General features: G+C 42.2%; 30 protein-coding genes and 1 tRNA gene. 21 read left to right on the top strand and 10 right to left on the bottom strand.

All coding sequences use genetic code 11. From position 1 onward, the window contains the following. Positions 1-42 precede the first annotated feature (42 nt). Positions 43-231 (top strand): hypothetical protein, encoded by a 189-nt coding sequence (locus tag HF974_12545; protein ID MBC2699138.1) that lies wholly within the window; start codon positions 43-45, stop codon positions 229-231. Positions 232-245: 14 nt separating this feature from the next. Here the strand turns inward: HF974_12545 and HF974_12540 are convergent, their stop codons facing one another. After that, the gene (locus HF974_12540; GenBank protein MBC2699137.1) at positions 246-758 is read right to left on the bottom strand and encodes a deoxyuridine 5'-triphosphate nucleotidohydrolase; all 513 of its coding nucleotides are present in this window, start codon (positions 756-758) and stop codon (positions 246-248) included. 191 nt (positions 759-949) lie between these two features. Here HF974_12540 and HF974_12535 point away from each other — a divergent pair, with 191 nt between their 5' ends. Beyond that, positions 950-1,477: a hypothetical protein gene (locus HF974_12535; GenBank protein ID MBC2699136.1), complete on the top strand. Its 528-nt coding sequence runs from the start codon at positions 950-952 to the stop codon at positions 1,475-1,477. A 97-nt stretch (positions 1,478-1,574) separates the two neighbouring features. Here HF974_12535 and HF974_12530 read toward each other — a convergent pair whose 3' ends face one another. From HF974_12530 to HF974_12520, 3 genes are all read right to left on the bottom strand, one after another. Continuing rightward, entirely contained in the window at positions 1,575-2,081 is a 507-nt protein-coding gene (locus HF974_12530; protein ID MBC2699135.1) for a PEF-CTERM sorting domain-containing protein, read from the bottom strand. Between the two features lie 206 nt (positions 2,082-2,287). Then, complete coding sequence (locus HF974_12525; GenBank protein MBC2699134.1) at positions 2,288-3,139, bottom strand: UDP-N-acetylglucosamine-1-phosphate transferase; 852 nt, start codon at positions 3,137-3,139, stop codon at positions 2,288-2,290. Between the two features lie 425 nt (positions 3,140-3,564). Then, on the bottom strand, positions 3,565-3,999 hold the full coding sequence (locus tag HF974_12520; protein MBC2699133.1) for a PEF-CTERM sorting domain-containing protein: 435 nt from the start codon (positions 3,997-3,999) through the stop codon (positions 3,565-3,567). Positions 4,000-4,615: 616 nt separating this feature from the next. Between HF974_12520 and HF974_12515 the strand changes: the two genes are divergently transcribed. The 3 genes from HF974_12515 (at position 4,616) to vanZ (ending at position 5,973) form a co-directional block, all read left to right on the top strand. Then, complete coding sequence (locus HF974_12515) at positions 4,616-5,023, top strand: undecaprenyl-diphosphate phosphatase (protein MBC2699132.1); 408 nt, start codon at positions 4,616-4,618, stop codon at positions 5,021-5,023. Positions 5,024-5,038: 15 nt separating this feature from the next. Continuing rightward, on the top strand, positions 5,039-5,386 hold the full coding sequence (locus HF974_12510) for an undecaprenyl-diphosphate phosphatase (GenBank protein ID MBC2699131.1): 348 nt from the start codon (positions 5,039-5,041) through the stop codon (positions 5,384-5,386). A gap of 74 nt (positions 5,387-5,460) precedes the next feature. Continuing rightward, entirely contained in the window at positions 5,461-5,973 is a 513-nt protein-coding gene (vanZ, locus tag HF974_12505) for a VanZ family protein (protein MBC2699130.1), read from the top strand. A gap of 15 nt (positions 5,974-5,988) precedes the next feature. Here vanZ and HF974_12500 read toward each other — a convergent pair whose 3' ends face one another. Next, complete coding sequence (locus tag HF974_12500) at positions 5,989-6,876, bottom strand: NAD-dependent epimerase/dehydratase family protein (protein ID MBC2699129.1); 888 nt, start codon at positions 6,874-6,876, stop codon at positions 5,989-5,991. Positions 6,877-7,401: 525 nt separating this feature from the next. Here HF974_12500 and HF974_12495 point away from each other — a divergent pair. Beyond that, on the top strand, positions 7,402-8,022 hold the full coding sequence (locus tag HF974_12495; protein MBC2699128.1) for a flavodoxin family protein: 621 nt from the start codon (positions 7,402-7,404) through the stop codon (positions 8,020-8,022). Positions 8,023-8,083: 61 nt separating this feature from the next. Here the strand turns inward: HF974_12495 and HF974_12490 are convergent, their stop codons facing one another. The 3 genes from HF974_12490 to HF974_12480 are packed head-to-tail and all read right to left on the bottom strand — an operon-like array spanning position 8,084 to position 8,829. After that, positions 8,084-8,365 carry a type II toxin-antitoxin system VapC family toxin gene (locus HF974_12490; GenBank protein ID MBC2699127.1) on the bottom strand — a complete coding sequence of 94 codons (282 nt, stop codon included), beginning with the start codon at positions 8,363-8,365 and terminating at the stop codon, positions 8,084-8,086. A gap of 17 nt (positions 8,366-8,382) precedes the next feature. Further along, positions 8,383-8,607, bottom strand: a complete 225-nt coding sequence (locus tag HF974_12485; GenBank protein MBC2699126.1) for a type II toxin-antitoxin system HicA family toxin — start codon at positions 8,605-8,607, stop codon at positions 8,383-8,385. Next, positions 8,608-8,829, bottom strand: a complete 222-nt coding sequence (locus tag HF974_12480) for a type II toxin-antitoxin system HicB family antitoxin (protein ID MBC2699125.1) — start codon at positions 8,827-8,829, stop codon at positions 8,608-8,610. Between the two features lie 403 nt (positions 8,830-9,232). Here HF974_12480 and HF974_12475 point away from each other — a divergent pair, with 403 nt between their 5' ends. From HF974_12475 to HF974_12445, 7 genes are all read left to right on the top strand, one after another. Continuing rightward, positions 9,233-9,523 (top strand): DUF211 domain-containing protein, encoded by a 291-nt coding sequence (locus HF974_12475; protein MBC2699124.1) that lies wholly within the window; start codon positions 9,233-9,235, stop codon positions 9,521-9,523. A 95-nt stretch (positions 9,524-9,618) separates the two neighbouring features. Further along, a tRNA-Leu gene (locus HF974_12470) sits at positions 9,619-9,703 on the top strand. A 695-nt stretch (positions 9,704-10,398) separates the two neighbouring features. Then, positions 10,399-11,325 carry a tyrosine-type recombinase/integrase gene (locus HF974_12465; GenBank protein ID MBC2699123.1) on the top strand — a complete coding sequence of 309 codons (927 nt, stop codon included), beginning with the start codon at positions 10,399-10,401 and terminating at the stop codon, positions 11,323-11,325. A 598-nt stretch (positions 11,326-11,923) separates the two neighbouring features. After that, positions 11,924-12,070, top strand: a complete 147-nt coding sequence (locus tag HF974_12460) for a hypothetical protein (GenBank protein ID MBC2699122.1) — start codon at positions 11,924-11,926, stop codon at positions 12,068-12,070. After that, a complete protein-coding gene (locus tag HF974_12455; protein ID MBC2699121.1) occupies positions 12,060-12,773 on the top strand; it encodes a hypothetical protein in 714 nt (237 codons plus the stop codon). The genes HF974_12460 and HF974_12455 overlap by 11 nt, the downstream gene beginning before the upstream one ends. 202 nt (positions 12,774-12,975) lie before the next feature. After that, the gene (locus HF974_12450; GenBank protein ID MBC2699120.1) at positions 12,976-13,302 is read left to right on the top strand and encodes a hypothetical protein; all 327 of its coding nucleotides are present in this window, start codon (positions 12,976-12,978) and stop codon (positions 13,300-13,302) included. Positions 13,303-13,368: 66 nt separating this feature from the next. Next, complete coding sequence (locus HF974_12445) at positions 13,369-13,956, top strand: hypothetical protein (GenBank protein ID MBC2699119.1); 588 nt, start codon at positions 13,369-13,371, stop codon at positions 13,954-13,956. A gap of 130 nt (positions 13,957-14,086) precedes the next feature. Here the strand turns inward: HF974_12445 and HF974_12440 are convergent, their stop codons facing one another. Continuing rightward, on the bottom strand, positions 14,087-14,455 hold the full coding sequence (locus HF974_12440; protein MBC2699118.1) for a hypothetical protein: 369 nt from the start codon (positions 14,453-14,455) through the stop codon (positions 14,087-14,089). Between the two features lie 141 nt (positions 14,456-14,596). Here HF974_12440 and HF974_12435 point away from each other — a divergent pair, with 141 nt between their 5' ends. The 6 genes from HF974_12435 to HF974_12410 all read left to right on the top strand — a co-directional run bounded on the left by HF974_12435 (position 14,597) and on the right by HF974_12410 (position 20,762). After that, on the top strand, positions 14,597-15,007 hold the full coding sequence (locus HF974_12435) for a DUF1249 domain-containing protein (GenBank protein ID MBC2699117.1): 411 nt from the start codon (positions 14,597-14,599) through the stop codon (positions 15,005-15,007). Positions 15,008-15,222: 215 nt separating this feature from the next. Further along, positions 15,223-15,468 carry a hypothetical protein gene (locus HF974_12430; protein ID MBC2699116.1) on the top strand — a complete coding sequence of 82 codons (246 nt, stop codon included), beginning with the start codon at positions 15,223-15,225 and terminating at the stop codon, positions 15,466-15,468. Next, entirely contained in the window at positions 15,465-15,668 is a 204-nt protein-coding gene (locus tag HF974_12425; protein MBC2699115.1) for a hypothetical protein, read from the top strand. The genes HF974_12430 and HF974_12425 overlap by 4 nt, the downstream gene beginning before the upstream one ends. A 1,065-nt stretch (positions 15,669-16,733) precedes the next feature. Further along, positions 16,734-19,631: a CHAT domain-containing protein gene (locus HF974_12420; protein MBC2699114.1), complete on the top strand. Its 2,898-nt coding sequence runs from the start codon at positions 16,734-16,736 to the stop codon at positions 19,629-19,631. Between the two features lie 15 nt (positions 19,632-19,646). After that, a complete protein-coding gene (locus HF974_12415; protein ID MBC2699113.1) occupies positions 19,647-20,468 on the top strand; it encodes a hypothetical protein in 822 nt (273 codons plus the stop codon). A gap of 78 nt (positions 20,469-20,546) precedes the next feature. After that, entirely contained in the window at positions 20,547-20,762 is a 216-nt protein-coding gene (locus HF974_12410) for a hypothetical protein (protein ID MBC2699112.1), read from the top strand. A gap of 1,460 nt (positions 20,763-22,222) precedes the next feature. Here HF974_12410 and HF974_12405 read toward each other — a convergent pair. After that, on the bottom strand, positions 22,223-22,720 hold the full coding sequence (locus HF974_12405; GenBank protein MBC2699111.1) for a transcriptional regulator: 498 nt from the start codon (positions 22,718-22,720) through the stop codon (positions 22,223-22,225). 700 nt (positions 22,721-23,420) lie between these two features. On the opposite strand from HF974_12405, the gene HF974_12400 reads away from it, so the two are divergent. Both HF974_12400 and HF974_12395 read left to right on the top strand, forming a co-directional pair. Beyond that, entirely contained in the window at positions 23,421-24,128 is a 708-nt protein-coding gene (locus tag HF974_12400; protein ID MBC2699110.1) for a hypothetical protein, read from the top strand. A gap of 97 nt (positions 24,129-24,225) precedes the next feature. Beyond that, positions 24,226-25,262, top strand: a 1,037-nt coding sequence (locus HF974_12395) for a DNA topoisomerase (GenBank protein MBC2699109.1), incomplete at its 3' end; no start/stop codon positions are given.

The raw sequence follows: 25,262 nt of genomic DNA, 5'->3' as shown, positions 1-25,262 counted from the left end.
TAACAACCCTCTGCGAACCTGGCTCCCGAAGTTGACTGGAAAGTGAATTCTTGTGGGAACCGCAAGGAAATTATTTATGATATTATCCAGACAGAATACCCGCTGGGTAGCAAGACATCTGGTAGCAGCGGACCTGGGGATATCCCTGAATACGGCTCGCCCTCATCTGGTGTTGTGTTTTGTTTCTTGATGTTGGTCACGGCAGGGCTGGTTATTCGAAGGCGGTCGTGACCGGACCTGCCATCTTATTTGTTTTCATTCTGGTATATGCCGCTGTAGCCTTCGCTGACATCACTACTAAGCCTGAAAAAGATCAGCTGTACGACCCTGGCATTTCGCTTTAGCCTGAAACCCGCAGGGTTGTGCACCACAAGCAGACTCTCACTGCGCCCGCTGTAACCCGCATCCCACACAGCTGTCTCAAGCGCTACACCGCAGCGTAGCAGGCTTGAGCGGGCCCTGGCAATGGCGGCCAGGCCATCGGGTATGTTCACTACTTCGTTGTAGATGATCTTGTATATGCCAAGTTCAAGGTGCAGCCAACCGTCGCCGTCGAATTCCAGAGGTTCTGTATCCGGCAACTGCCGCTCGCTGTTGTCAAAGGCTACCGAGCCCGGGCCTTGCAGGCTGAGGACACTTTGCAGGGTCATTTCAACACCGTTGGGCTGGGTCTGGACGGCGGGGTCTATCATTTGTTCCACCAGGGGCGGTTTAGTGTTAAGTGCTGCTGTAAGTTCTTGTTTTGAGAGCATTGTCATAGGTAAACCTCGGAAGGTAGTGATGGTCTTACTGTGCTTATAGAATATTGGTGTTGCGGGTTATAATTTAGATCAAGGCTGTGGTTCAATTGAAAAGGCAAAAATACAATGAAAAACTTAAAGAGTATTAAGAAATTAACAGTAGGTCATATCTCCAAATCTCTGATAAGTATCTTCGGTGAAAAAAGAAAATGCCTGAGATTGAAATTAAACGTGGCTATGAGGTTCTTCCAGACAACAATGTCAGGTTCGGTATCAGGGTTATCAATAATAGTGAATTCCTGATCGTTGACGTGGATGTAATACTGGATTACAGTGAGTCTCTTTTCAAGCTTGATGGCAATACAATCCAGAACCTGGGTTATATAAACCCCACCGTTCCCCGCACTGCCGAGTTTATCCTGAAACCCCTGGGCTGTATTCACAGAGAAGAGATTGCGGCGACTGTACGGTATAAAGACCATACAGGCAAGAGGCACACACTTGAAATGCGCCCAAAGGAAGTGCACTGTGTCTGTCCTTTCCTGAAAGGAAAGCCCATGAACAGGGGTGAGTTCTTAGAACTGTCAGAGTCGGGGCATACGGCAGAGGCCGGACTGGACTTCCAGGGCGTGGATGCTGCCCGGCTCACCTCATTTTTGGTGCAGACATGCAAAAGCCGGCATTACAAAGTGGATGAGTATGCAATCGAAGACGGGACTAAGAGCCTGAATGTGTGACCAAGGCGTAGGATGCGGGTTTTATCAAAAAACAGGGCGATTTTCAGTTATCTTTGAAAGTATGTTTGGTTCAATTATCACCGTAAATTTATTTAGTTTATTCTTTCTTTTTCCTTGAACTAAGAATGAACATCAATCCAAGTACTACAGCTACTGGCAGGGCAATTGTGGGGAATTCTGGAATTGCGTTAATACCTGTTTGAATTGTCGCCTCTTGCGTTTCTATTGAACTGTCGACTCCATCAAATTCATAGTGTGCTTCATAGGTAACAACATATTTTCCATTTACAGCATTAACATTTGTATAAGAAATAGTCCAAGTTTTGGAATTACCCCATTTGTCTGTTAGTTCTGTACCAAGGTTTCCGTCAATTGATGTACTAATTTCAGTTGGTACGTTTAAAATTTTAATTTTCGTAATGTTTTGATTTGTAGCATCCCCGGTCAATGTCAAAGTAACAGGTTGAGTATTTGTTTCTCCTATATTAATTATGATGGGATCACCAATTACAGACAAACTTGGATTTACCGATCCAGCCGCCTCCGCCCCAATCATCCCTACTAAACCAAAAATTAGCAGGGCACCTATCATTAATTTATTCATTTATTTTTCTTCCTATCCACTTTAATTCGAAATTTAAAAGAAGATTAATAATATTATAAATAATGAAGTATTTAACTCTTCTGAAAAATCTTATAACTGATGCTCATAATCATCATGACCAGTCGTATTTCTGAAGTGCCAAGGAATCCAAACACAAATCAATCCAGTCGGAAAAACACCAAATGTCCCCATCAATCTAAATAGATTCACCACGGTACAAATATCCCTATCGTACAAAACACCCCTGTCACAACAAACATAGCCCATGTGCCCTGCTTCTCAGTAACCCTCATATAATACGGCAATACCCACTTAAGCGTTAAAGCATTGGGCACCTCAAGGCTTCCATCTGCCCTGGGCCTACCAAACTTCGCAACTGGATATTTCCTCACCCTCCAGTACACATACATCAGGAAATTGACAGTATGGGGGATCAGCATGATAAAGCCGCTCACAATAAAACCTTGGATCACAATAATAACCCCAATGGCCGAGCCCACGGTCAACGAACCTATATTGCCCCAGAATATCCTGGAAGGATATCGTTCATATAGATAAAAGCCCAGGGTTGCGCCGGTAATGCTAACCACTGAAAAAATATTCTCCACATTCTCAACCATAAAGCTCTTGATGATCAATGAGATCAGGACAATAGTCGACAGACCGGAGGCCATACCATTATATCCTGAATGCATGTTCACCAGGTTTGAAGCAACCAGGACATACGTGGGCACAATAAATTGAAGATAGAATATTCCCAGTTCCACTGACCCGATAGCCGGGAATATAATGGCTGTGTGGGTTGCATATTGAATCAGGGGGTAGGAGCAATAATACATTAATAGGAGCTTTGATGTACGGCCAATGTCGATCATATCGTCCAGCACACCGAACAGGCCAAACATGGAGATCACAATAAGCGCCACATAATTCGTAGGTGTGAACTCGAAAAACAGGGAGTTGAGTGACAGGGCAAGCATGGCTACGAGGAGGATGGCTATCCCGCCGCCAGTGGGCACCATATTTTTGCCGGGTTTGTAGTAGTCCTTGACTACCATGCCTTTTTCTGTGAGTTTTCTTATGAAGTAGGGCACTGAAATGGCAACGCCGAATAGTGGAAGCAAGAGTACGCACAGTATTTCGATTGTGATGAACTGCTGGTAGATGGGTTGACTCAGTGTGTCGAAAATCTGCAAAGTGTTAGGTATCCCCTTGTTTTTTTAAAATTTTTTATGTTATATATTGGATTTTCAGGGGTTTAACTTTTGTGGTAAATCGGGTTTAAGAGAATTGAGTTAAATGAGGCTGGGGTGTTGTGTGTTTACAGAAATCAACTTATGCTGATATAACTGTCCATTTTTTCAAAATTGGAGCGTTAGATGATATGAGTGTTTTGTGTCGATTGTAAAAAATCAACAAACTAAACTGCAACGAATTGAAAGTGACAAAGTGACAGCCAAAAAAAATGAAGTAAGAGAATTATTCAATCCTCTTTTCTTCTTCTACTTTGCAACATGAACATTATCCCTATAATTGCAGCTATTGGCAGGGCAATTGTGGAGAATTCTGGGATGGGAACTGCATGACAATTAACTCGCAATGAATTCGCGAATGTAAATGGATCACTATTAGAGCTACCACCTTTCATTAATACAATTGTCCATTCTTCACCAAAATGCCATCCATTTACACCAGGATTTGTTAAATTTTCTATATGTGGATCAGATTTGGTAGGTTCACCAACTCCACTTAAAAATTTAGGATTTGTATGAAATCCATCTAGATTACTACTTTCATTATAAGGTCCCATTAGGCCATCATTGTTTGCATCAGTTTCATCACTCCACAAATCAGATTCTGAAACAACAGGTAAAGTACCTGGTTGATAATATCTGATTTGATAATATTTTTCATCCATTAAATTCCATGCTTTGGCTTCAATTCCATTGCCTGTCCAACTTGCTTCTAATTGATCATCTACTGTAGCAGCTGCAACAAAAACACCAGTAATCAATAAAAATATTGTTAATATTGCCCCTTTCATTATTATATTATTTCGTAAATTTAACATACCTCATAACCTCCTATAGTATAATGATACTTTGATTCTTTTCACTTTTATCCATGCAACCTATCGTACAGAACATCGGTTGCCTAACATATTCCTCACGAATAATCATTTCTTTGTGGCAATAATCACATTCAACAATTTTAAATTGCATTTTTATATCACCTCTAATTATATAATACATTAAATGTCAAGTACTTAAATTTTTCCATTAACTTTAAAATTTATTATAATTGTTATACTCATCATTATCACTTTTCTATATTATTTAAAAACCGTGCTTTTATAAAATTATAAACAGCTTCCCGCATTCATACAATAAATATTTGCTATTATAGTTTTAATCATAACTTTACCTGTAAATTCCACAAATCAAAACAAAATACCAGCAGCTCCTATCAATACATCTCATATAATATGGAAAATAATTAAGTAATCAGAATAAAATGAAAACAGCAGGTGACATATGGATATCATTCAGGCAATAATATTAGGAATCATCCAGGGCATCTTTGAATGGCTGCCCATAAGCAGCGAAGGGCAGTCCATGCTAATCCTGCTCAACGCTTTTAAAATGAATGTAGATGAAGCAATATCAGTAGCCATATTCCTGCATGTGGGGACATCCCTTGCAGTAATAATAAAATTCAAGGAGGAGTTCAGATCAATATTATCCGGCGCCGACCGTGAACTAACCAGGATCATAGTGGTCAGTACCGCATGTACAGGACTTACCGGTCTGCCGCTATATTTTATACTAAAAAGCACCTTTTCAGGTGGTACTGCCGCCACAGTCCTGATAGGTGTAATGCTAATCCTCACCGGAATCATCCTGGGCCTGAATAAACAATCAGGACATAAAACAATTGATTAAGTTACCCTTCCTGATATGATAGTACTTGGACTGGTACAGGGGTTTGCCATTCTACCAGGCATTTCCCGCTCAGGTGTGACCATGACCACATTACTTCTTCGAAATGTTGAACAAAAGACAGCACTGGTAATCTCATTCCTGATAAGTGTTCCAGTTGTGCTGGGTGCAGTTGCCCTGGATGTTGGTACGATCCTCAAATTTGATCCTGTTCATGGGCTGGCGATGTTGGTATCATCACTGTTAGTCGGATATATCATGATGGATTTTTTATTAAAATTTGCAGACAGAGTGGATTTTTCCATTTTTTGCATATCCCTGGGACTTCTGACCTTAATCCTGACTGCCGGGTATTATGTAATATGATCTGAAATGTTTGACAAAAAATATCCTTAAAACATTGCAAAATGTTTTAACCTACCAATAGTGTATTTATATCAATGGCAAGAGATTTGCGGCTTATAAATATTTTTAAGTTTTTCCTGGTATTAAGTATTATATATGCTGTATTTATATTCTATCTCTCATCACTCAATGATATATCCACACATATGGGTTTTATTGAGAAACAGTATATATTGAAAATTTTCTCATTTTTTGAAAGATTCGGATTAGGTGTCATCACGAAAATTTCGGTTTTTGCTTATTCAAACTATGACAAATCAATGCATTTTATTTTATACACAGGATTTGGTATTGTGATTTACCTGACAATGCATTTTTCAGGAAATCCTTTTTTACGAAAATATACTGTAATATTAGTTTTATTAATAGGTGTATTATATGCAATAACTGATGAGATGCATCAGTCCTATGTGCCGGGTAGGTCAGCATCTAAGGCTGACCTTGTGGCAGACACTGCAGGTCTTGTTTTTTCAGTGATCATGATGCCAGTTTTGATATATATCCAAAAAAATATTGGTGTGTGGATTCACAGAGGTAAAACACTGTAACCTCATCACCAATATTTATTTCAACCCCTCTAAAAGTTCGATCTCACTTCTCCACCATCCAGCGATCTTCCCCACATCAGCCCTCGAATCCCGCACATCTCCTACCCTCTTATCCTCATGCACAATATCAACCCTGGTCCCGGTGATATCCACGATCATCTCAGCAAGCTCCCGGATTGTAACACTAGTACCAGTAGCTACATTGAACACCCCGCCATCCCCATGTTCCATGGCAGCCACATTTGCGCGCACAACATCCAGCACATGCACAAAGTCCCGCGTTTGCCCGCCATCACCGTATATCAAAAGGTCTTCACATGCCCGGGCGCGGGAAAGGAATATCGGGATGGCTGCCGCATACGCCGAGTTTGGATCCTGGCGCGGACCATAAACATTGAAATAGCGCAAGCATGTGGTGCGAAGGCCGTGGTTAATGTAGAACATGTGCGCCAGGTACTCACAATCAAGCTTTGATATGGCATACGGTGAAGCAGGCTCTGGAAGCATATCCTCGCGTTTAGGAAGGATTGGATTGTTCCCGTAGACTGCAGCGGATGAGGCAATGATCACCTTCATAGCACCCGCATCAAGGGAAGCTTGCAGTACATTCAGCGTGCCCAGGGTGTTGATGTTAAATGCATCCGCAGGCTTCTGGCAGCTAAGCGGTACAGAGACAAGCGCAGCATGGTGAAACACATAATCTGCACCCTTCGCCGCTTTGGTAACTGTAGCCTGGGCGCAGATATCACCCTCGATGAAGGTGGTGTTGTTGCTCTTTGGGATGTTGCGTGAGTAGCCTGTCGAGAGGTTGTCAAGAATGGTCACATTGTGCCCGGCAGATGCGAAATACCCGGCAATGTGCGAGCCGATGAAACCTGCGCCGCCTGTAACAAGAATATTCATTATTTATACCACCTTTTTAATTTAATATTTATTCATCTCTCTTTTTTGTTAACTGATATATCGTTACCAGACTTGATTTAAATATTCTTGATTTTTCTTCATTGTATCGTTATTTTAATCGTTACCCTTGATTATGTATTTTGGGTCGTGTACTAAATTACGTGACCAAATAAGGTATTTCATCATTTATGTCCACTAATGATGGTGATATTGGGTAATGTAGTAAAATTGTTTAAATCTTCCTGCCACATAACGGTTCTTCCACAAAGTCACGATTTATTTAATGCTACCGTATTTTTATGTTCCATGTACGGAACATATTCTAGAGCGAGATTACATGAAAAAACGTTACTGTCCTATCTGTTTTGATGTGAAAATGGTAGTTTTTTTGTGGAATATAAACGGCTGACGAAAATCGGTTCTAAATATAAAGTTTCCTAAACAACTTCAGAAAGCATCCCACAATCAATACTTATAAACCCTATACCCATAAATAAAAACACACAGTTTTCAGGGAGTCATACTATGATAAAAATCTTCGGAGTCTCAGGAAGCCCCAGGAAGGGCTCAACCGATTACATTGTAAATGAAGCCCTCAAATACCTTGAGGAGAAATACAATGTGGAAACCCGCTACTTCTCAGCACGAGGCAAACACCTCAACTTCTGCATCCACTGCGACTACTGCATCCGGGAGCGCAGCGGCTGCATCCACAAAGACGACATGCCCGAGTTCTACGACGGCCTGGAATGGGCCGACGGTATCATCATCGGCACCCCCGTGTACCAGGGCAACCTGAGCGCCCGGACCAGGACCATGCTTGACCGCTGCCGGGCTGTGGTTGCAAAGAACCCCAACATCCTGCGCAACAAAGTGGGTGCGGCCCTGGCAGTAGGCGGCGACCGGGTGGGCGGCCAGGAGATAGCACTGCAGTCCATCCACCATTTCTATATAATCAGCGAGATGATACCGGTCGGCGGTGGTTCGTTCGGTGCCAATCTGGGCGGCACTTTCTGGTCACAGGACAGGATGGCCGAAGGCGCGGCAGAGGATGAAGAGGGGCTGCGTTCCATGCGCAAAACCATGAACCGGATGATGAAGATGCTGGGAGTGGTCAGGGGTGAGGATATACCGAAAAAAAATTGAGGATCAGCAACTGCCGGATTGTATGGCATAGGAGGTACAATGCTCAATTGCAGTGGCAGTATCAGTACCTTATCCTTGATACGATTTCATCAAATCCACCATCAAAACTGGCTAGGTGGTCTATACCCTTTTTTTTCATCAGTTCGATTATTGAGCAATCAGTAAAACTCAGCTTCTTATCTGCGTATTTTGCGAAAGTAATCCACCCTCTTTCAAGTATCTCTTGGTCAATGAAAAGCAGAGGCGTGGCCTGGAATACAATCCACTGTACGACCAGGGTGTCAGATGGGTGTGATGGGTGCGGGGTGTGTAATAGTAGATTTAGTAAAGAGATTGTCGCCAAATTTTTTTTTTAATTCTTCAAACCAGCTTAAGCCATTCCTCTCTGGTTATTTTTGCATCTTTTATTATTTTCCTTACCATTCCTTTTCCAATATCCTCGCCTGGATGAACAGTGATAATTGTAGTCCGGCCATCAATATGCCGCATAAATAGATGACTTCCTTTTTGTCTAATCTGCTGAAAACCTATTTTTTCAAGTGCCTTGATTACCTTTTTAACAGGAAGTGGAGTGATATTATCCATTTAAACAGCAACCTTAACTTTCTGGATGCCAATAAATTCTAATGGTGTTTCATTAATGAAGTCCGATTCAACTTCTAAATAGAGTTCTATCGCTTCTTTAATTCTTTCATTCAATTCATCTAGATTTTCTGCCTGTGTATGACATCCTTCAAGTTCTGGTACAGATGCTACATAAATACCATCTTCATCTTGCTCGATGACCATCGTGAATTCTTTGTTCATACTAATTCTTCACAATCCTATAATATTATAAATATTAATATGGGAGCAATGTTATGAATCTATCGATTGAAATTATTATAACTCCTGAATTTTTAGGTGGTGTCCAAAATTTTATTCAGATTTATTTATTTATCTGAATACTGTGTTTTTACAGTATAGAAATATTTTATTAACAATTTTCAGGAAGCCATACCATGCTAAAGATTTTCGGAGTCTCAGGAAGCCTCAGGAAGGGGTCAACAGATTACATCGTAAATGAAGTCCTCAAATACCTTGGGGAAAAATACGGTGTAGAAACAAGGTATTTCCCTGGCATTCTAAGTTGCTGATAAGAAAATATGTCGTAAGAGTTATAAGTTATTGTCCTCATTGGATATTGTACTAGCAGGATGGATGAAAACAAGTGGCTGGAATTAGACGATTGGTTTTAGATGTATTGAAACCGCACTATCCTTTAACGCTGGAGTATGCCAGGGCATTAAGTGAACTTGAAGACATCAGCGGCGTAAACCTCAGCCTTTATGAAGTGGACCAGCAAACCGAGAACGTTAAGATCACTATTGAAGGTGATGACCTGGATTATGAACAGATCAAAGAGGTTATCGAGGAACTAGGCGCCGTAATCCATAGTATTGATGAAATAGCCGCAGGCCGCAGGTTAGTCGAAGAGGTTGAAACGCTCCAGGACAGATAACCATTCCCTTATGCGGGGGTAACCAAGCCAGGCCAAAGGTGATAGACTCAAGACTTAATACTGATATATGGTAATAGATTTCAGATACAATTTGTGCGGAGGTATCCAAGCTAGGCCAAAGGAGATGGACTCAAGATCCATTCTCGCAGGAGTTCAAGGGTTCGAATCCCTTCCTCCGCATAATTTTACTAAACGTATTTCGGGTTGCGTTGTTGGGCCTTTTAACTGTATAAAGTGAGGTGTTGCATGGTGAGAGTTTACAAACAGATCATATTATAAACATTAATAAAGATTAAAATTATATCGAATAGTATTTAATAATTGATTGTTAAAAACTATGTTTGCTTTAATACATTAGGTGTTTGTTATGTTTTGTTCTACTAATGTAGTATCCTAATATTATTTCGTTCATTTTCCATTGTTCGATTACTACCTTTTTTCAGATATTAAATCACCATCCAAACGTATTAAAAAACAATCCTAACAATGATTCAGGCTTTAATTTTCTAACAAACACATCTGGAGTTTCTCCCCCTTCAAGTATCAATGCACCTTGTATTCTGCGATTATACAACTCTTTAAATTCATTAGCAGAAAAATCAGCATCAGAAAATCGGAATAAAAAAAATAAGTGCTCTTTTTAAGAGCATACAAGAAAAATTCACACTCCTAAGCGTTGTATTTAGACAGTGATGACTCAAAATGTAGATGATATTCATGCTTATGATACGGGTTTTATCCGAGCAATGGAGAGGCTTGAAGGTGCGAACACTTCCGAAGTTATTAACAAATTAACAAAAGATATTATTATGAACTGACGCAGGGACGGGCTAGCGAAATCTACAATTACTAACTATATTATTTTATTAACACAGATGACCGCAAGATTACAGGAATGTGATTATTTCAATAACCTTTATGAAATGGCCCAGGAAGACTTTGACAACCTGTTATTTTATCTTGAAGACGTGAGGGGGATATCCAGAGGTGAAATCCAGAACTACAAAAAGGCAATTAAGAAACTTTATCCATGGCGATATCAGGATGATATACCTAAATGGGTTACTTCCTTAAAGCTGGAAAATGTAGACAGCACGGTCCAGCCTTCTGACTTATTGACCCAGGATGAAGTTGATAAAATCCTTGCAGCCAGCCGGCACCCCAGGAACAAGGCGTTCATTGCTTTCACGTTGGATTCCGGTATGAGGGTAGGCGCCCTGGCATCTACACGGATTAAAAATGTAGAGTTCAACCAGTACGGGGGAATTATCTACATTAGCAAGACAAGCAGGAGCAAGAAGACCACAGCACCTAAGGGCATACCCATAACATGGAGCACTGGTTATTTGAATCAATGGTTGAATGTCCATTCATTTCGTGATAATCCAGAAGCTCCCCTGTGGACCACAATCAATGAACCATACCAGCCATTGAGTTATAAGACCATTCGAGTTACCATCCAGAACATTGCCAGGGATGCCGGGGTCAAGAAACGGGTCAATCCCCATTTTTTCAGGCATAAGGCAATTACAAGCTGGATACTGGACGGCCTGAACGAACAGGAAGTGAAGCATAGGGCTGGCTGGTCCAAGGGCAGTATGCAAATGCTCAAGATATATGCTAATTTCACGGATGATGAGATCAACAATAAAATCTTTGAGCGATACGGCCTCAAGACCGATAATAAGCGCAAGGTCACCCTTGAGAAGTGCCCGCGTTGTAATAATGTGCTTAAACCATCTGACCGCTTTTGCTCCCAGTGCAGCCTTGTACTGGATCAGAGTATGGCAGAAGAGATTTAAATGGCAGGTAAAAAGGTGCCTGATGCCTTGACGTTGCTAATGGCTGACCCTGCGACCCAGGCATTGATTGCAGAGAAAATGAAGGAAATGATTAATGGATAAGGGGATTATTGCGTTTAATGTATTCCATTATGTCTTTTTGAATTTGTCCTGGGCGTCCATAGAGATATTTCTTTCAATCTATAAGCAACTCTAAAGAAACATGCCTTAAACTTTTCCTTGCAAATATTTATTTGTCATCTAAAATTTTTCTATTGCACAAACACTCCAAAATTAAAACCAAAAATAATACATTTTCGCCAAATGTCCCGTGTTTGTTAGTTTACTTTTAAAAAAAATTAATAATCGTAACGGTCTCGAAGATTTTCAGTTTTATATCCTTTGAAGAAAGCAATACCAGTAGCCGTCGAGATTCCGCAACCTATATAAGTAATCATCAATAAAGTTGGATATGTTCATGAGAAGTACGGGCGATGTGGCAACATCGCCCAGTGAGGAGCCTAATACCCAGCAGCTCACATTAAATCCATGGATTTAATTGGACTTAATAATTTCGCTCCTCCTCTACTTATGAAAAATAAACATCTTAGGAGGAGCTTTGAAACTAGCCGAAAATCAGACAATCCGTGACCTTGGAACGCTTGACCCCGCACTTCTTCAGTTTTTCTACCCAGTTGAGAGGGCAATTATTGATGTCTGTCGTAAAGTTGTGGAAGAATCGGGAGGGGAACAATGTGGAAAATGAGGATGATAAGTCAGATAAAATTTCTTCAATTGAAATATTGAAAGAACGAAAATCAAAAGCTGTTCTCAAATTACTAAATGACATCCAAAAGGTCGAAAAGGTCAAACCAAATATCGCAGGCGACGATTACATCTACCGTTTTCATATAATAGACAGGATCTTAATTATCCCATCATCCAAAATGCTCCATCCATCAATGTTTGCCAGAAGGTATCTTGAAGAATTCAATGAAATGCCGCATCGGGATATTTCTGGATACTGGGGATTGATAGTAAATGCACTGAATGAGGAAGGATTAATCGTACATGTGGAGGACAATGAGGAAAATGATGAAGTATATGCTGCTGAAACCTTTCTGAATGTCATCAGAACATTTCATATCCTGAAAAAAGAAGAACGAGATAAATATAAAAATAAAAAAGATGTGCTATTCTGCCATAACAGCAACCTGTATTTCCCTCGTGAAATGGTAAAGAAAGTTATTCACAGTGCACATCTCAACATCAAAATACAGCGCCTGAACCAACTAATTACAAAATATAAGATCGGTGCGGGTACTTTTCGGTATGGTAAAGAGTCGAATGAAACTATACGATGCTGGATTTTCACTCACAATTTAGTATCTGACTCCTTAATTTCCATCTCTAATCTGCCAGACGAACCACCACAAAACCAGTTGCAAGAACAGGAACTTGAGGTGTAGTGGTGGATCTTAATTCAGAATCAATAAAAGAACCATCGCACCATCACATTATCACAAGAAGTCTTCTGAGAATGGATTTATGTGATGGAAAATTCAGGAATTATCACAAACCTTCTAGAGATGACGGAATTTTGCGATGATTTAGATCTTATTTGAGGGGAATCGAGGAAAATCGTACATGTACGGGAGGATTTTGAGCATCATGGAAGAACATATCTGCAAGATCGAGACCAAAATACCTGATATTTCAGCTGAATCGGAAGTTCCACTGAAAAATGCAACATTTCCTGCATATATTGCCTTTTTTGACCTGAAAACACCCCAAAAACAGGCTATATCGACCCTAAAAAAAATCAAAAACACATGCAAGCTCAGGGGTGACCCAAATACTCAGGGTCTCACACACAGGGGTCATCACCCCTCCGATATCACCTTTGCGACCACCACCCTGGTGGTTGCTCTTCGGCAATACGACAGTAACGGTGGTCAAATCACCCTGGATAAGGAGGTAAAAACCATACATGAATGACAGCATTTTACAAACCAGTCCAAGATGTAGTCATCATGCAGCCATTTTTTTAATAGGGGTATTATCATGACATTAATAGACTATAATAATCCAAAATGTCCGTCCTGCGGTTATCCAAAAGAGGATTCAACCAAGAAAGATATGTCACATGCCGCAGTCTGTTTTTACTGCTATATGCGAGGTGGCACTTCAAATCAAAAGATGTTCATACTGTATGTTCTCAATGAAATAGACCGGCCAGTTACAATTTATGAACTGGCTGAGATCATGACCAACCACCCGGCTGTGAAGGGAAGAAGTACGTTTACACGGAACAGAATCAAGGGTGCCTTGGATTTCATGACTCGTCCAAAGAACAAGCTGATATTGAAAGGAAAGAGAAAAAACAACAGTGAAAATGGTGCCGGCAGGAAATTAAATACATATAAAATCGGGAAGAGAAATGGGGTTCCATATCTTGAACAATACCTGGACCGGTGGGATCGAGGGAAGATTGTTCACCTGAAGCAAAAAATATCCAAAGGATTAATGAGAATAATTCGACGGAATGAAAATCAATTCAAGAGCCTCGCTATTAAGAACAAAATTAACGAAGGACAATATGAAAGATTTGATTTTCTTTTTATTAAAGATTTAGTCAAGAGCTTGGATTAAAAAAAATCTACTTATCCTGATAATATAGTAATAAATAATGTCTGTTAATACCGAACTTGATAAATATATTATTTTTCAGAAACACCGCCATAAAGGTGTGAGGAATACTCAAATCGATTGAGCGTTTTTATCATAAAGTGGTACCCCATTTATCATAATTATTGTAAAAGTCCAAATCATTAAGCGCTTTTCTTGATTCGACTGCTCGATCACATGAAGGTATACCTTCATTTTTCATTTGTTCGACCATGCTAACAAAAAGGTGATCTGAATAATTCCGGTTAAAGAAAATGAAATCATTTGAATATGGCTTATATCCGTGAAAATGTCCTGCAATTGCCTCAACATCCTTTACCATTGGGCCATCTATCCAGGTTACATTAATACTGCTCCCCATGGAATACCTTTCAATCCTTACGGAAAATTTTTGCATTGGGAAATGTGTTTTTAATTCCTTTCTGACCAATTTGGCCACTTCTTTGGTGTCCATATATTCCATTTTCTTATCCTCCGGTGTATCCTTGTCAATATTTTACTATATCTTTTCCCATTTATATATTTACCTTTAACAGTTAAAGGCAAGTTTTAAATACTATCTGAGCTAAATATTAATTCAGTAAAATGCTCTTGAGGAAAAATGATGAAAAAGAGAATCTACGAAACAATGTATGACAAGCTGGTTAAACTTGGTATCATAAACCAGGATGGTAGCCTGAAATTTGATGAATACATCAAACTTAAATCTGGGATTTTCATGGACTTGAACATTGACCACTTGAGTCACAAAGACGATGACCGCAGTATTGTGATCTCATTAGCTCATAATTATATTCAAGATGGTGATGTTATGGCGGATCCGGACATGGAAATTAGAATAATCCCATCTCTGAAGATGGTTGAAGCCCTGACATTCCAGCAAGATTCAACTGGTACATATCAGCAAGTATACCTTGAAGATGGCAGATTCTATCCTTCACTGAAAAAGGAATTAAACAATTTCCTTAATTCTTGGCTGAAAAACCTGATCGAGCAGGGATTCAGCAACAATTAATTTTTTTGGAGCGGCAAAGAAGGAACGTGTGGTTAAGAATTGTGGGAATTGCACACATTTTGTATATAATCCTGATGGTAGTGGAATATTGTATAGATGCCAGATCAACAGCTCAATCGGTAATGATTGCAAACCAATTGAGTGTAATAATTGGAATCTAAGATGATATTTAAACAATATCTTTTTACACTTTAACCTTTAAAGGATTAAAGTGCATGACGAATACACAGCCCAATAAAACATCATTTCAGAGAAAATATACAGAAGAACAAGTGCTTGATCAATTGAAGAAAAACAACATTATGTCTGCTCGTCAGATTTCAGATAAAATGGGATGCCATAAAAAAACAGTTGAATCTTTGATTAAAAAACTACTTGAATCTGATAGTATCGACCGTGTAAATGTGCGAAGTGAATCGAAACCATTGTGGGTTTATAGCTTGAAAAAGGGTGTGCTGTGAGAACGAATCCAGAGCTGGTGACCAAGCAGAAACTGGAAGAGACACAATACAGGGTCCTGACTATCCTGAAAGAATCGGGACAAAGACATCTGGATGTGTCTGGTCTGTCTGCCATGAACCTCAACAGCTCTGTGCAGCTGCTAAAGGCACTGCAAGCAATCGGGCAGACCATAGAATCCACAGTCGACAAGGCGATCTGAGAACTGCAGCACTTGGTGACCGACATGATCTATGCAGATATCAACCAGCAGGGAACCCTGGCAGGGCGAGTATCGCGCCGCAATTCCAACTTTCTGTAGATAACTCTAAAATTATATTTCATGCGGAGCCCTCCCCTTCAAAACACTTACCCAAGCATCCATACTTACTTCTCAACCAAAGACCGCTGGAATAATCGAAAAGCCTCTGCCAGCCCATACACCACAATGGCGGGCGGAGCAGAACGAGAGGGGGGGCAGGAATGCAGGTGTGGGCAATAGAGGGTTTGACGGGATGGATAAATATGTAGTGAAAGCGAGCCGGGTATGTGCATGTGAGAGGGGTAAAGGCTTGCGCCGGGTGGGGCGGTGGTATGTAGCGAGAGGAGAGGAAAACTTTCACACTGTATGGAGAAGATTTCAGACTCAAAATTCTATAGATTGATAGAACCATTGGTTATTGTTAGAATCCTACCTTATGGAGGATAGAAATAAAAATGCCGTCATAAAAATTATGCAGAAGTTCAATGAAACTTGTAGAAATGTATTAATACCTTGGCTAGGAAGGAGAAAACTTGAGGTCAGATTTAAATATGAATGTAACCTAAATTACATCGTGTAAATGCCTCAAATAATTTGGGATTAGGTGTGCGACGATCAGTTTAAACATCGAATAAATCACATGGGTGTGTCAACCTGAGATCATTTTTTACACGAATATAGGGAGAGATATACATGAGTGATCAGAATCATTTCAATGAGGAAAGCATTGTCAATACCGTTCTATCCTTCATAAATGCAGAGACATGGGCCAAGAGCAAAGCGATCGTGCAGGCACATCAGGACGATCTGCTGACACCTGCCGCCGTCCAGGTCTTTGAAGTCCTGTTAATGCAATACAAGGATGACGAAAATGCAATACGCCTCCTTGAGAATCACCGTTCGCTGCTTCTCCGATGCCAGAGCGAGGGGATTGATGCTGCTTTTGCCGACCATCTCCAGACAGGGAGCTCTACTAATGTTTCCAGTCCAGGCGAGTTTTCTGCATTGCATCGAGAATTGCAGAGCTTGAATCGTCCGTCCGATATGCCGCGTCGCGTAGAGTTGTGTCAAAGTGCGCTCAGGCTGGTGAACCGTAACGCGCAACCAGAACTGTGGGCCGATCTGCAGATAGAGCTTAGCAATAGCTTTGCTCTAAACCCGCTTGGTCCCCGCGCCGAGAACCTTGAACTTTCAATCTACCACTACAATCAGGCACTGGAAGTCTTTACACATGAGGCTTTTCCAGAGCAGTGGGCCGAGATCCAGAACAACCTGGCGAATGCCTATAATAACCGCATCATTGGGGAGCGTGCCAAAAACATTGAGCGTGCCATTGACTACTGCAATCGGGCACTGGAAGTCTATACACGCGAGGCATTTTCTGAGGACTGGGCCATGACCCAGAACAACCTGGCCATCGCCTACTGGAGTTGTATCCATGGTAATCGGGCCGAGAACCTTGACTGTGCCATCGACCACTACAACCAGGCACTGGAAGTCCATACACGCGAGGCATTCCCTGAGCAGTGGGGCATGATCCAGAACAATCTGGCTGCTTCCTATTGGAATCGCCTCCATGGGGATCGAGCTGAGAACATTGACCTTGCCATCGACCACTACAACAAAGCACTGGAAGTCAGGACGCGCAGGGCATTCCCTGAGGACTGGGCCATGACCCAGAACAACTTGGCGAACGCCTACAATAACCGCATTCGTGGGGAGCGTGTCGAGAACCTTGACATTGCCATCGACCACTACAATCGGGCACTGGAAGTCTATACACACCAAGCATTTCCTGAGAAGTGGGCCGCGGTCCAGAACAACATAGCTCTCACCTATTGGAACCATATTCGCGGCGAGCGTGCCGAAAATATTGAACTTGCCATCGACCACTTCAATCAGGCACTAGAAGTCTATACATGCGAGGCATTCCCGGTGGACTGGGCCATGACCCAGAATAACCTGGCTCTCGCCTACCGTAACCGCATACGAGGCGAGTGTACCGAAAATATTGACCTTGCCATTGACCACTGCAATCAGTCATTGAAAATCTATACACGCGAGACATTCCCTGAGAAGTGGGCCATAACCCAGAACAACCTGGCTCTTGCCTACAGTGACCGTATACTGGGGGAACCGGCCGAAAATATTGATATTGCGATCGACCACTACAATCAGGCACTTAAAGTCATGACTATCGAGCGATTTCCTGCTTATTGTCGACAAACACTCCACAATCTGGGCAATTTGCACTTTACTGAGATGAGTTGGAAGAATTCACTAGCAGATTATGATGGTGCGATTGAAGCCGGCAATGCGATTCTGGCAGAGGCGCATACCGAAATCGGCCGCAAGGCAGAGGTTGGTGTGACATCCAGACTGTATGCGTGTTCAGCGTACTGTTTGTTGAAACTGAAGCTGATCAAGAAAGCGGTTCTTCGGCTGGAAGAGGGGAAGACACGTCTTCTCACAGAAGCACTGGCCCTAGCTGATGCCGACCTGGATATGCTCTCTAAAACGCAGAGGCAGGCCATGTCAGAAGCGCGTGAAGCAGTACGTATGCTGGAAGCCGAGATGCGTCTTCCTTCTGATGTGCCGGCCCGTTGTACCGACATTGAACTTGGTGAGCTGCTTCGCCAGAAGCGTATCGAGCTGAATAAACTTGTTGAGAATCTGCGCTCACAGCATCCTGATTTCATGCCCACAGGTCTTGATCTGCCCGGCATTCTGGGACTTATACCTGAGGGTGGAGCGCTGGTCGTGCCGCTCGTAACCTCAAAGGGGAGCGCAGTCATTGTAATACCTCACGGGGTAGATTCGGTCGAAACCAATCACGTGGTCATGCTGGATTCTCTCTACGAAGATGAACTGCTCAAACTGCTGCAAGGACCTGCTGACGATAAAGAATGGGGCGGCTGGATGGGCGCGTATTTTGCCTTCTGCGATGAGGGGACAGAAGCTGCCATGGAGCAATGGCTGGATGTCATCGAGAAATCCACAAGCCAGCTCTGGACTATGCTGATGGAACCGATTCACCATAAACTGCTGAGTCTAAATCTGGCTGAAGGGGCGCCGGTTATCCTGATGCCACAGGGATATCTGGGGCTGTTGCCTCTGCATGCAGCATGGCGAGATGTGGATGGAGATAGACGCGCCTTCATCGACGACTACTCGATGAGTTATGCTCCCAGTGCCTACTCCCTTAGCATAAGCAGCGAGCGCATGCAGGACACAACCCGACAAAAGGCCTCGCTTTTGGCAGTGATCAACCCGACAGAGGATCTACGTTATACCCCGGTAGAGGGCATGGCCGTAGAGTCCCTGTTCGACCCTGACCACCGGAAGACGCTGTCAGGGAATGAAGCTACAAAAAAAGAGGTTACAGAAAGGATTCCTGGATGGACATATTTACATTTTTCATGTCACGGTCTTTACAACTGGCAGGATGTGATGAATTCTGGATTGGTGATGGCAAACAATAACATCCTGACCCTGTCTGAAATCATTTCGGGCCTTAACCTTGACACAGCGCGGCTTGTGATCCTTTCAGCCTGCGAGACCGGCATGACTGATATCCAGCAATCACCCGACGAATTCATAGGGCTTCCAACCGGATTTCTCCAGGCAGGTGCTACTGGTGTGGCAAGTACCCTGTGGGCTGTTGACGATGCAGCCACCAGCTTGCTGATAAAGCACTTTTATCGCAAACATCTGAATGAAGGCCTGCCGCCTGATCAGGCATTGCGCTCAGCTCAATTGTGGTTGCGCGACGCATCACGACAAGAATTGGGTGAGACATATAAATCCATTGCCAGAATGAGCCAGAATGAAGCATACCGTGAGCTTGTTATGGGTGGAGATCCCAGTGATAAGCCCTATACCAATCCATATTATTGGGCAGCCTTTACCTTCACTGGCAAATAAAGAGAGGAAAATAACATGTCAAGCATAATGACTCCTGACAACATACTTGCAGCACTTGAGAATCTGGAGAGCGAACTCCCCTCACTGACAGGCCAAGAAGCCTGGGCAACCATTAAAGATGACTTCTACGCACTGAAACTTAGGTTGCAAGACAGTAACGATCCTGAAGAACGCGACAGACTCGCATCAGAACTGGTCGATTTTCTGGTTCCGTATAAACATGTACGAGATAGATTGAAAGAAGAAACCCACTTGGCGAATATTCAAACCGTCCTTCGAGATACGATGGAGACGGACCTGCCGGTATTCGCCGCAAAGATGGATTTAGATAACAATGTTGTCGAGCCCTCGGCAGCCGTGGTCCTTAAATCCATAGTAGTAGATTCGGAAGAGTCGGAAGTACGCCGCATCAAGATTAAAGAAGGCGGTACAGAACCGGGTAAAAGTGTCAAGATCCGTAATTTTCATCTCGATCTGCTTTCGATGACTGAATTGATAGCTACCACCCTAATAACTGTTGCAGACCCTGTAGTTGCTGGAGTGCTTCTTATAATTGGCAGTTTAACCAGAATACCTAAAGCGATAACGATTGACCTCTCTGAACAGGAGACGAGCGTATTCTGGGGTTTTGTTCTTGCACGGGATGCAGATAACTCGGCCGAAGAAAGCCTTATTGCAGAACATACAAACCATGAACGGAATAAAAATGGGCGTCTGCCTCTCACCAACGAGGGAGTGAGAGATGCTTTGTGCAAGTTGAAAAAGCTCAAGAGCGTTGAACTGGTAGAAGGAAAACAAGATACCTGGCGGATCGTGGAAAAATACGAGATAAAGTGATTGTAAGGTCCACTGCAGATTATGTAATGAAATTATTTCTGCCGCAGCCTCCAGCCTGAGCCCCATCTACTGACCCGCATGCAACAGCGCCTGTCAGCCCCCTCACCACAGAAGCTGACTGGCAATGCCAGTGAGATACTCAAGCATTATGTGGGAAATAGGAAGAAATGGCACATTTTCATTAACGTGAGAACCTGGAAGAGGCTGACCCTGCGGCATTTTGAGAAGATGATCGATAAGTGGGCCAAGCTGCTGAATATCCAGAAGACGCCAGTCCATCAAACCGAGCGGTAGGGAGTATCATCTGATCACATTAATGAGACTGAGGGAGGCAGGAGAAAAGCACCATGATCTGCAGTGGCGGCTGATGTGTCTGCTAAGGCAGCTGGGCATAGTAAGGAGATGAAGGCGAGGTATTGAAAGTGAGCTTTGAAGAGACGCAGGAGTCGTTTGGAAGATATCATCCAGCGTTTGTGGAGGTGGGGTGAAATAAATCTGTATAGAACAATATCAATTTAGTTATGATTATTTACTTTAACCTATCATGTATGGGTTCTTATCTGTTTATTCAAAGTGATTTGACCTGTGTTTCTATCGTATTGCCGAATGGCAACCATCGAGAAGATGGTCGCCCCGGGAATGGCGCAGTGGGTGGAAGCACCCTGTTGGATGGACTCGGAGTATCTGGTACACCCGACGAGCTTGGTATTGTTTTTGCATAAAAGCGAGAGGTATGGGGCTTGTGGGAGTGGAAATATTCTGTGATATTAGTGAATCTTAATGGTTCTTCAAAAGCTACATGTAAAATACAGGGGAAATGGATATGGTTAATGAAGTGAAAGCTGTAAAAAATAATTTTTTATTCCATTTCTCTTATCCAAATGAACAAAAAACCAGACGATATAACCAGTGTCATTATCCTGGACAGGAGTATGAACAGGGAAGAGTTCAAAACCATGTATCCCCCCATATCTCCTTGCGGGAAAAACTCTTATTCAGGATGATCTACGAGACCTCCCCCGACACATGTAGGGGTTGGAGGCCAGTATCGAGCTATGGAAACGCAGCACTGGTGCGATCACCTTCCAGAAGACAAAGGGCAAGTACAACTTCTGGACCAGGAGCCACATTTGTGTCTAAAACCATGGAGCTGACCTAAAATACCAGCAAAATACTCAGGCATTATGTGGGGAACAGGAAAGAGGGGTCCATTTTCATCAAACCATGCGGCAGGAGTACTATCTGATCATATTAATGGGACTGAAGGAAGCAGGAGAAATGCATCACGATCTGCAGTGGTGGCTGATTCTCTCAAGATGTTCAAAATCCTCAAGTATAAAATACTATTTTCTCTCATTCCCTGGTAAATAATCTCGAAATCGTCACAAAATTCCAGTGTCAATAGATTGTTTGTGATTTTTTCCGAATTTTCCATCACACAAATACATTCTCAGAAGACGTCTTGTGATTATGTAATGGTGTGATGGGGAAACCAACCTCCTATCTAATGACTAAGCCCGCTCCAGCAGTGTTGGCGCCACCAGGGTTTTAAGGATATTTTATGGGGAGGAGAGATATCGCTTGAACTCCAGCGTTTTGACTTCAGGCATGGCGATCATTTGAGTAATATAGTTAGTCATCTATTCTACCGATTTTTGTATATAGTCCACGTGTCTAACAATTCAAGATTACATCCAATTAATTCATTCACTCATACCTTCACCAGGCACTTTTGTTGGGCCACTGCAAAGTGTTTATGATTTATTTGGCGCATATATGGCGCCTTTATGGCGTCTTTGGCGTATTAGAGTGTATTCAGTTCCTTTGCCGATAGTGCCTTTTTGCTCAAATAGTCTTCTTGATACCAGATCAGCCGGACCTCTCGAAGAAGTCCTTGCAGATGTATCGCAGATTTCCTGATATTTTTTATTCGTTATCTGTCCTTTTTCCTTGACATATATCACAGCTTTGATCTGCCTTTCATTCAGGTTCAGGCTGTGGAAATATTCTTCGTCATAGACATCTTTTCTAAACACAATCTGGAATCCCTGATATTCCTCAAACGTGTATTCAGGAAGTCTACCATCGAGGCAGTGTTGTTGTATTTTTTCTATGCCACTACCCCATCTTTCAATCAATTCAGTATCATACAATACTTCTGCCAGTCCTTTGTTTCGAAGTGTTGATGAATTTGGTATGTATAGTTCATCCAGTGTGATTCCGTAGGGTAATAACCTGGGGCTTCTGATCATGAGTTTGTCGTTATAGACTCATACTTCTATGTTTGAGAAGATTGGATAATCCCGATGGCAAACGGCATTGATAAGGGTTTCTCGCAGGGCTTCTAATGGATAATCCCATATTTGATCTCTTTGTGGTTTGCCTGTCATCACAAATTCGACATTGATATTTTTGCGTATGAAGTCCACGGCTTCGTCTATCTACTCAAAAACTGTGCCAATAACCATCCTATCATAATTCCTGATGATATCCCGTAGATAGGCCAATGTGCTGGCACAGGAGTGCAGCTTCCAGATCCCGGCCAGCACTTTTGATAAACTCAATGGTATGCTCCTTACACTCGGACCAGATCTTACTTTTTCCTCTGTCCGCATTTTATCAGTTCTTCCGGCCCGGTTTCAGCAGCTACCAGGATCGCTTTAAGGGTCAATAAAAGATTGGCTCAACGTCTTTCATCGATAATTTCTCACAAGCAGCCTGATGTATCAATGGCGAATTCTATTGGTACCTGTGGTGGATTTTCTCCGATGATGTGAGGGTGTTCAGGTTGAATAGGTTATTCTTGCTGTATATAATATGGATTTTTCTTTATAAATATGTAATTCCATTTATTCCAAATAGCTTATATAAATACTACAATTAATTCCAAAAAGCTAAATACTAATAATGCAATTAATTCAATAAGAAATTACCTGCAAATGGAGGAGAATATTGAAACAATATATTATGATGAAATGCCAAAACTGCGGCCATTCAGTCAAGAGTTCGGTGGACACTGTAAGGACAAGATGCTCGAAGTGTGGTAAATCCAAATTTATTCAGGTTAATGCAATTGAAGATTTTGTCATTTCTGATGTAGAATTGTTGAATAATAGGGTCACTGCCCTTGAAAATCTCATAAAGAACAATATTCAATCGCCCAGTGTTGGCGAACCCACTCACATCCAGACACCAAAACCAGAATTAAAAACTGCAGTGATGCAGGAGTCTAAATCTACATCCCCACCTTACACCACATCCCAGGATTCTACTCCAGGTATTGAAGTGGACCCTGGATCAGAATCAGTGATTAGGATTAAAGTGATTGGAAAGTATGATGAAGAAATTGTTGAGGATTTCAAACTTCTAAAGACGAGAATAGATACTCTTGAGAGGCAAAATAAAGACCTGAATGAAATGATTATTTCGAATAATGAATATCACGAATATATGAAGACTGAAATTTCTAATGCAATAGAGGATCACGTTTGGTGGATCAAATTATTCAATCAAATGTTTTCATCAATCTCCGGTCGGTACGATCCGAAAAAACGAATAATAGATCTGTTTAATAGAGATGATAGTTACTGGATACATTGGAACAGAAATCTGAGTCGAGAAATAATTCATAACATTTTCAAAAATCCACATGAGAAATAACAATCTTTCTTATTCGGCGAGGGAAGGCCGTAAGGCCTCTTCTTTACTCTACTGGAGCTCCTTGTTTTATCTAACATAAAAGCAATACCTTCCCGGAATGACCACAGTCGTATTCACAGAGAAGAACAAAGCCGCAGCCCAGATCGCAAAAATCCTGAGCAGCGACAGTGTCAGCCGCATATCTGTTGAAGGTGTCCAGGTCTACGATTTTAAGAAAAATGGCAGGCAGTGGCGGGTGATGGGGCTTGCCGGTCACATCATGGGATACGACTATCCGGAAGAATACCACAACTGGCATGCAGTTGACCCGAAAGTGCTCCTTGATACCGCGCCTGTCAAGTCTGTGACAAAACAATCCTATGCAAATGCCATCACACGCCTTGCCAGCAGCGCGGATGAGATCATCCTTGCATGCGATTTTGACAGGGAAGGAGAGAACATCGGTTTTGAAGCCAGATCCATTGCAGAGAAGGTATCAAAAGCACCGGTGAAACGTGCGCGGTTCTCATCCCTCTCTACAGGTGAAATAAACAGGGCATTCGAGGAACCAGTCGCTCCTGATGAGAATATGGCAATGGCAGCAGAAGCGCGCCAGATACTAGATTTAAAGATGGGAGCGGCGTTTACCAGATACGTAACCCTATCGGTACGCGAGCGCGTCCGCACAAAAGGCGTCCTCTCGATCGGACCGTGCCAGACCCCAACCTGTGGGTTCGTGTACGAACGCGAGCGTGCGATACGCAATTTCAAATCAAAGGATTTCTGGAAAATAGAAGCACTTTTTAGCACGCATGGTTCTGATTTTACAGGACTGCACCGCGGGGGGCATATACAGGATAAAGCGAAAGCTGATTGTGTGTTTTCCAGGATCAAGGACTGCAAGGTGGCAACGATCACAAAAAAGACTGTAAAAGAAGCAGCCACCAATCCGCCATATCCATTGAACACGACCGAATTCCTAAAGCGCGCATCAAAGTTTTTGGGAATGAGTCCCGAACAGTCCCTTGAGATCGCAGAGCAACTGTACCTATCAGGATTTATCAGTTATCCAAGAACAGAGACCAACAGGTACGCCGACGATTTTGAGTTTAAGCCAATACTCGTAAGTTTTACAAAAGGAGTATATGCAGAATA

Source organism: ANME-2 cluster archaeon, from assembly GCA_014237145.1.
Taxonomy (GTDB): Archaea; Halobacteriota; Methanosarcinia; order Methanosarcinales; family Methanocomedenaceae; genus Methanocomedens_A.
The sequence above is the reverse complement of the archived record's forward strand: the minus strand, read 5'-3'. Positions and strand labels throughout refer to the sequence as shown.

Excerpts from the sequence above, each read along its gene's own strand:
- HF974_12540 (MBC2699137.1), bottom strand. The coding sequence starts at position 758 with ATGACAATGCTCTCAAAACAAGAACTTACAGCAGCACTTAACACTAAA.
- HF974_12535 (MBC2699136.1), top strand. The coding sequence starts at position 950 with ATGCCTGAGATTGAAATTAAACGTGGCTATGAGGTTCTTCCAGACAAC.
- HF974_12530 (MBC2699135.1), bottom strand. The coding sequence starts at position 2,081 with ATGAATAAATTAATGATAGGTGCCCTGCTAATTTTTGGTTTAGTAGGG.
- HF974_12525 (MBC2699134.1), bottom strand. The coding sequence starts at position 3,139 with ATGGTAGTCAAGGACTACTACAAACCCGGCAAAAATATGGTGCCCACT.
- HF974_12520 (MBC2699133.1), bottom strand. The coding sequence starts at position 3,999 with ATGGATGAAAAATATTATCAAATCAGATATTATCAACCAGGTACTTTA.
- HF974_12515 (MBC2699132.1), top strand. The coding sequence starts at position 4,616 with ATGGATATCATTCAGGCAATAATATTAGGAATCATCCAGGGCATCTTT.
- HF974_12510 (MBC2699131.1), top strand. The coding sequence starts at position 5,039 with ATGATAGTACTTGGACTGGTACAGGGGTTTGCCATTCTACCAGGCATT.
- vanZ (MBC2699130.1), top strand. The coding sequence starts at position 5,461 with ATGGCAAGAGATTTGCGGCTTATAAATATTTTTAAGTTTTTCCTGGTA.
- HF974_12500 (MBC2699129.1), bottom strand. The coding sequence starts at position 6,876 with ATGAATATTCTTGTTACAGGCGGCGCAGGTTTCATCGGCTCGCACATT.
- HF974_12495 (MBC2699128.1), top strand. The coding sequence starts at position 7,402 with ATGATAAAAATCTTCGGAGTCTCAGGAAGCCCCAGGAAGGGCTCAACC.
- HF974_12485 (MBC2699126.1), bottom strand. The coding sequence starts at position 8,607 with ATGGATAATATCACTCCACTTCCTGTTAAAAAGGTAATCAAGGCACTT.
- HF974_12480 (MBC2699125.1), bottom strand. The coding sequence starts at position 8,829 with ATGAACAAAGAATTCACGATGGTCATCGAGCAAGATGAAGATGGTATT.
- HF974_12465 (MBC2699123.1), top strand. The coding sequence starts at position 10,399 with ATGACCGCAAGATTACAGGAATGTGATTATTTCAATAACCTTTATGAA.
- HF974_12450 (MBC2699120.1), top strand. The coding sequence starts at position 12,976 with ATGGAAGAACATATCTGCAAGATCGAGACCAAAATACCTGATATTTCA.
- HF974_12445 (MBC2699119.1), top strand. The coding sequence starts at position 13,369 with ATGACATTAATAGACTATAATAATCCAAAATGTCCGTCCTGCGGTTAT.
- HF974_12440 (MBC2699118.1), bottom strand. The coding sequence starts at position 14,455 with ATGGAATATATGGACACCAAAGAAGTGGCCAAATTGGTCAGAAAGGAA.
- HF974_12435 (MBC2699117.1), top strand. The coding sequence starts at position 14,597 with ATGAAAAAGAGAATCTACGAAACAATGTATGACAAGCTGGTTAAACTT.
- HF974_12430 (MBC2699116.1), top strand. The coding sequence starts at position 15,223 with ATGACGAATACACAGCCCAATAAAACATCATTTCAGAGAAAATATACA.
- HF974_12415 (MBC2699113.1), top strand. The coding sequence starts at position 19,647 with ATGTCAAGCATAATGACTCCTGACAACATACTTGCAGCACTTGAGAAT.
- HF974_12410 (MBC2699112.1), top strand. The coding sequence starts at position 20,547 with ATGCAACAGCGCCTGTCAGCCCCCTCACCACAGAAGCTGACTGGCAAT.
- HF974_12405 (MBC2699111.1), bottom strand. The coding sequence starts at position 22,720 with ATGATCAGAAGCCCCAGGTTATTACCCTACGGAATCACACTGGATGAA.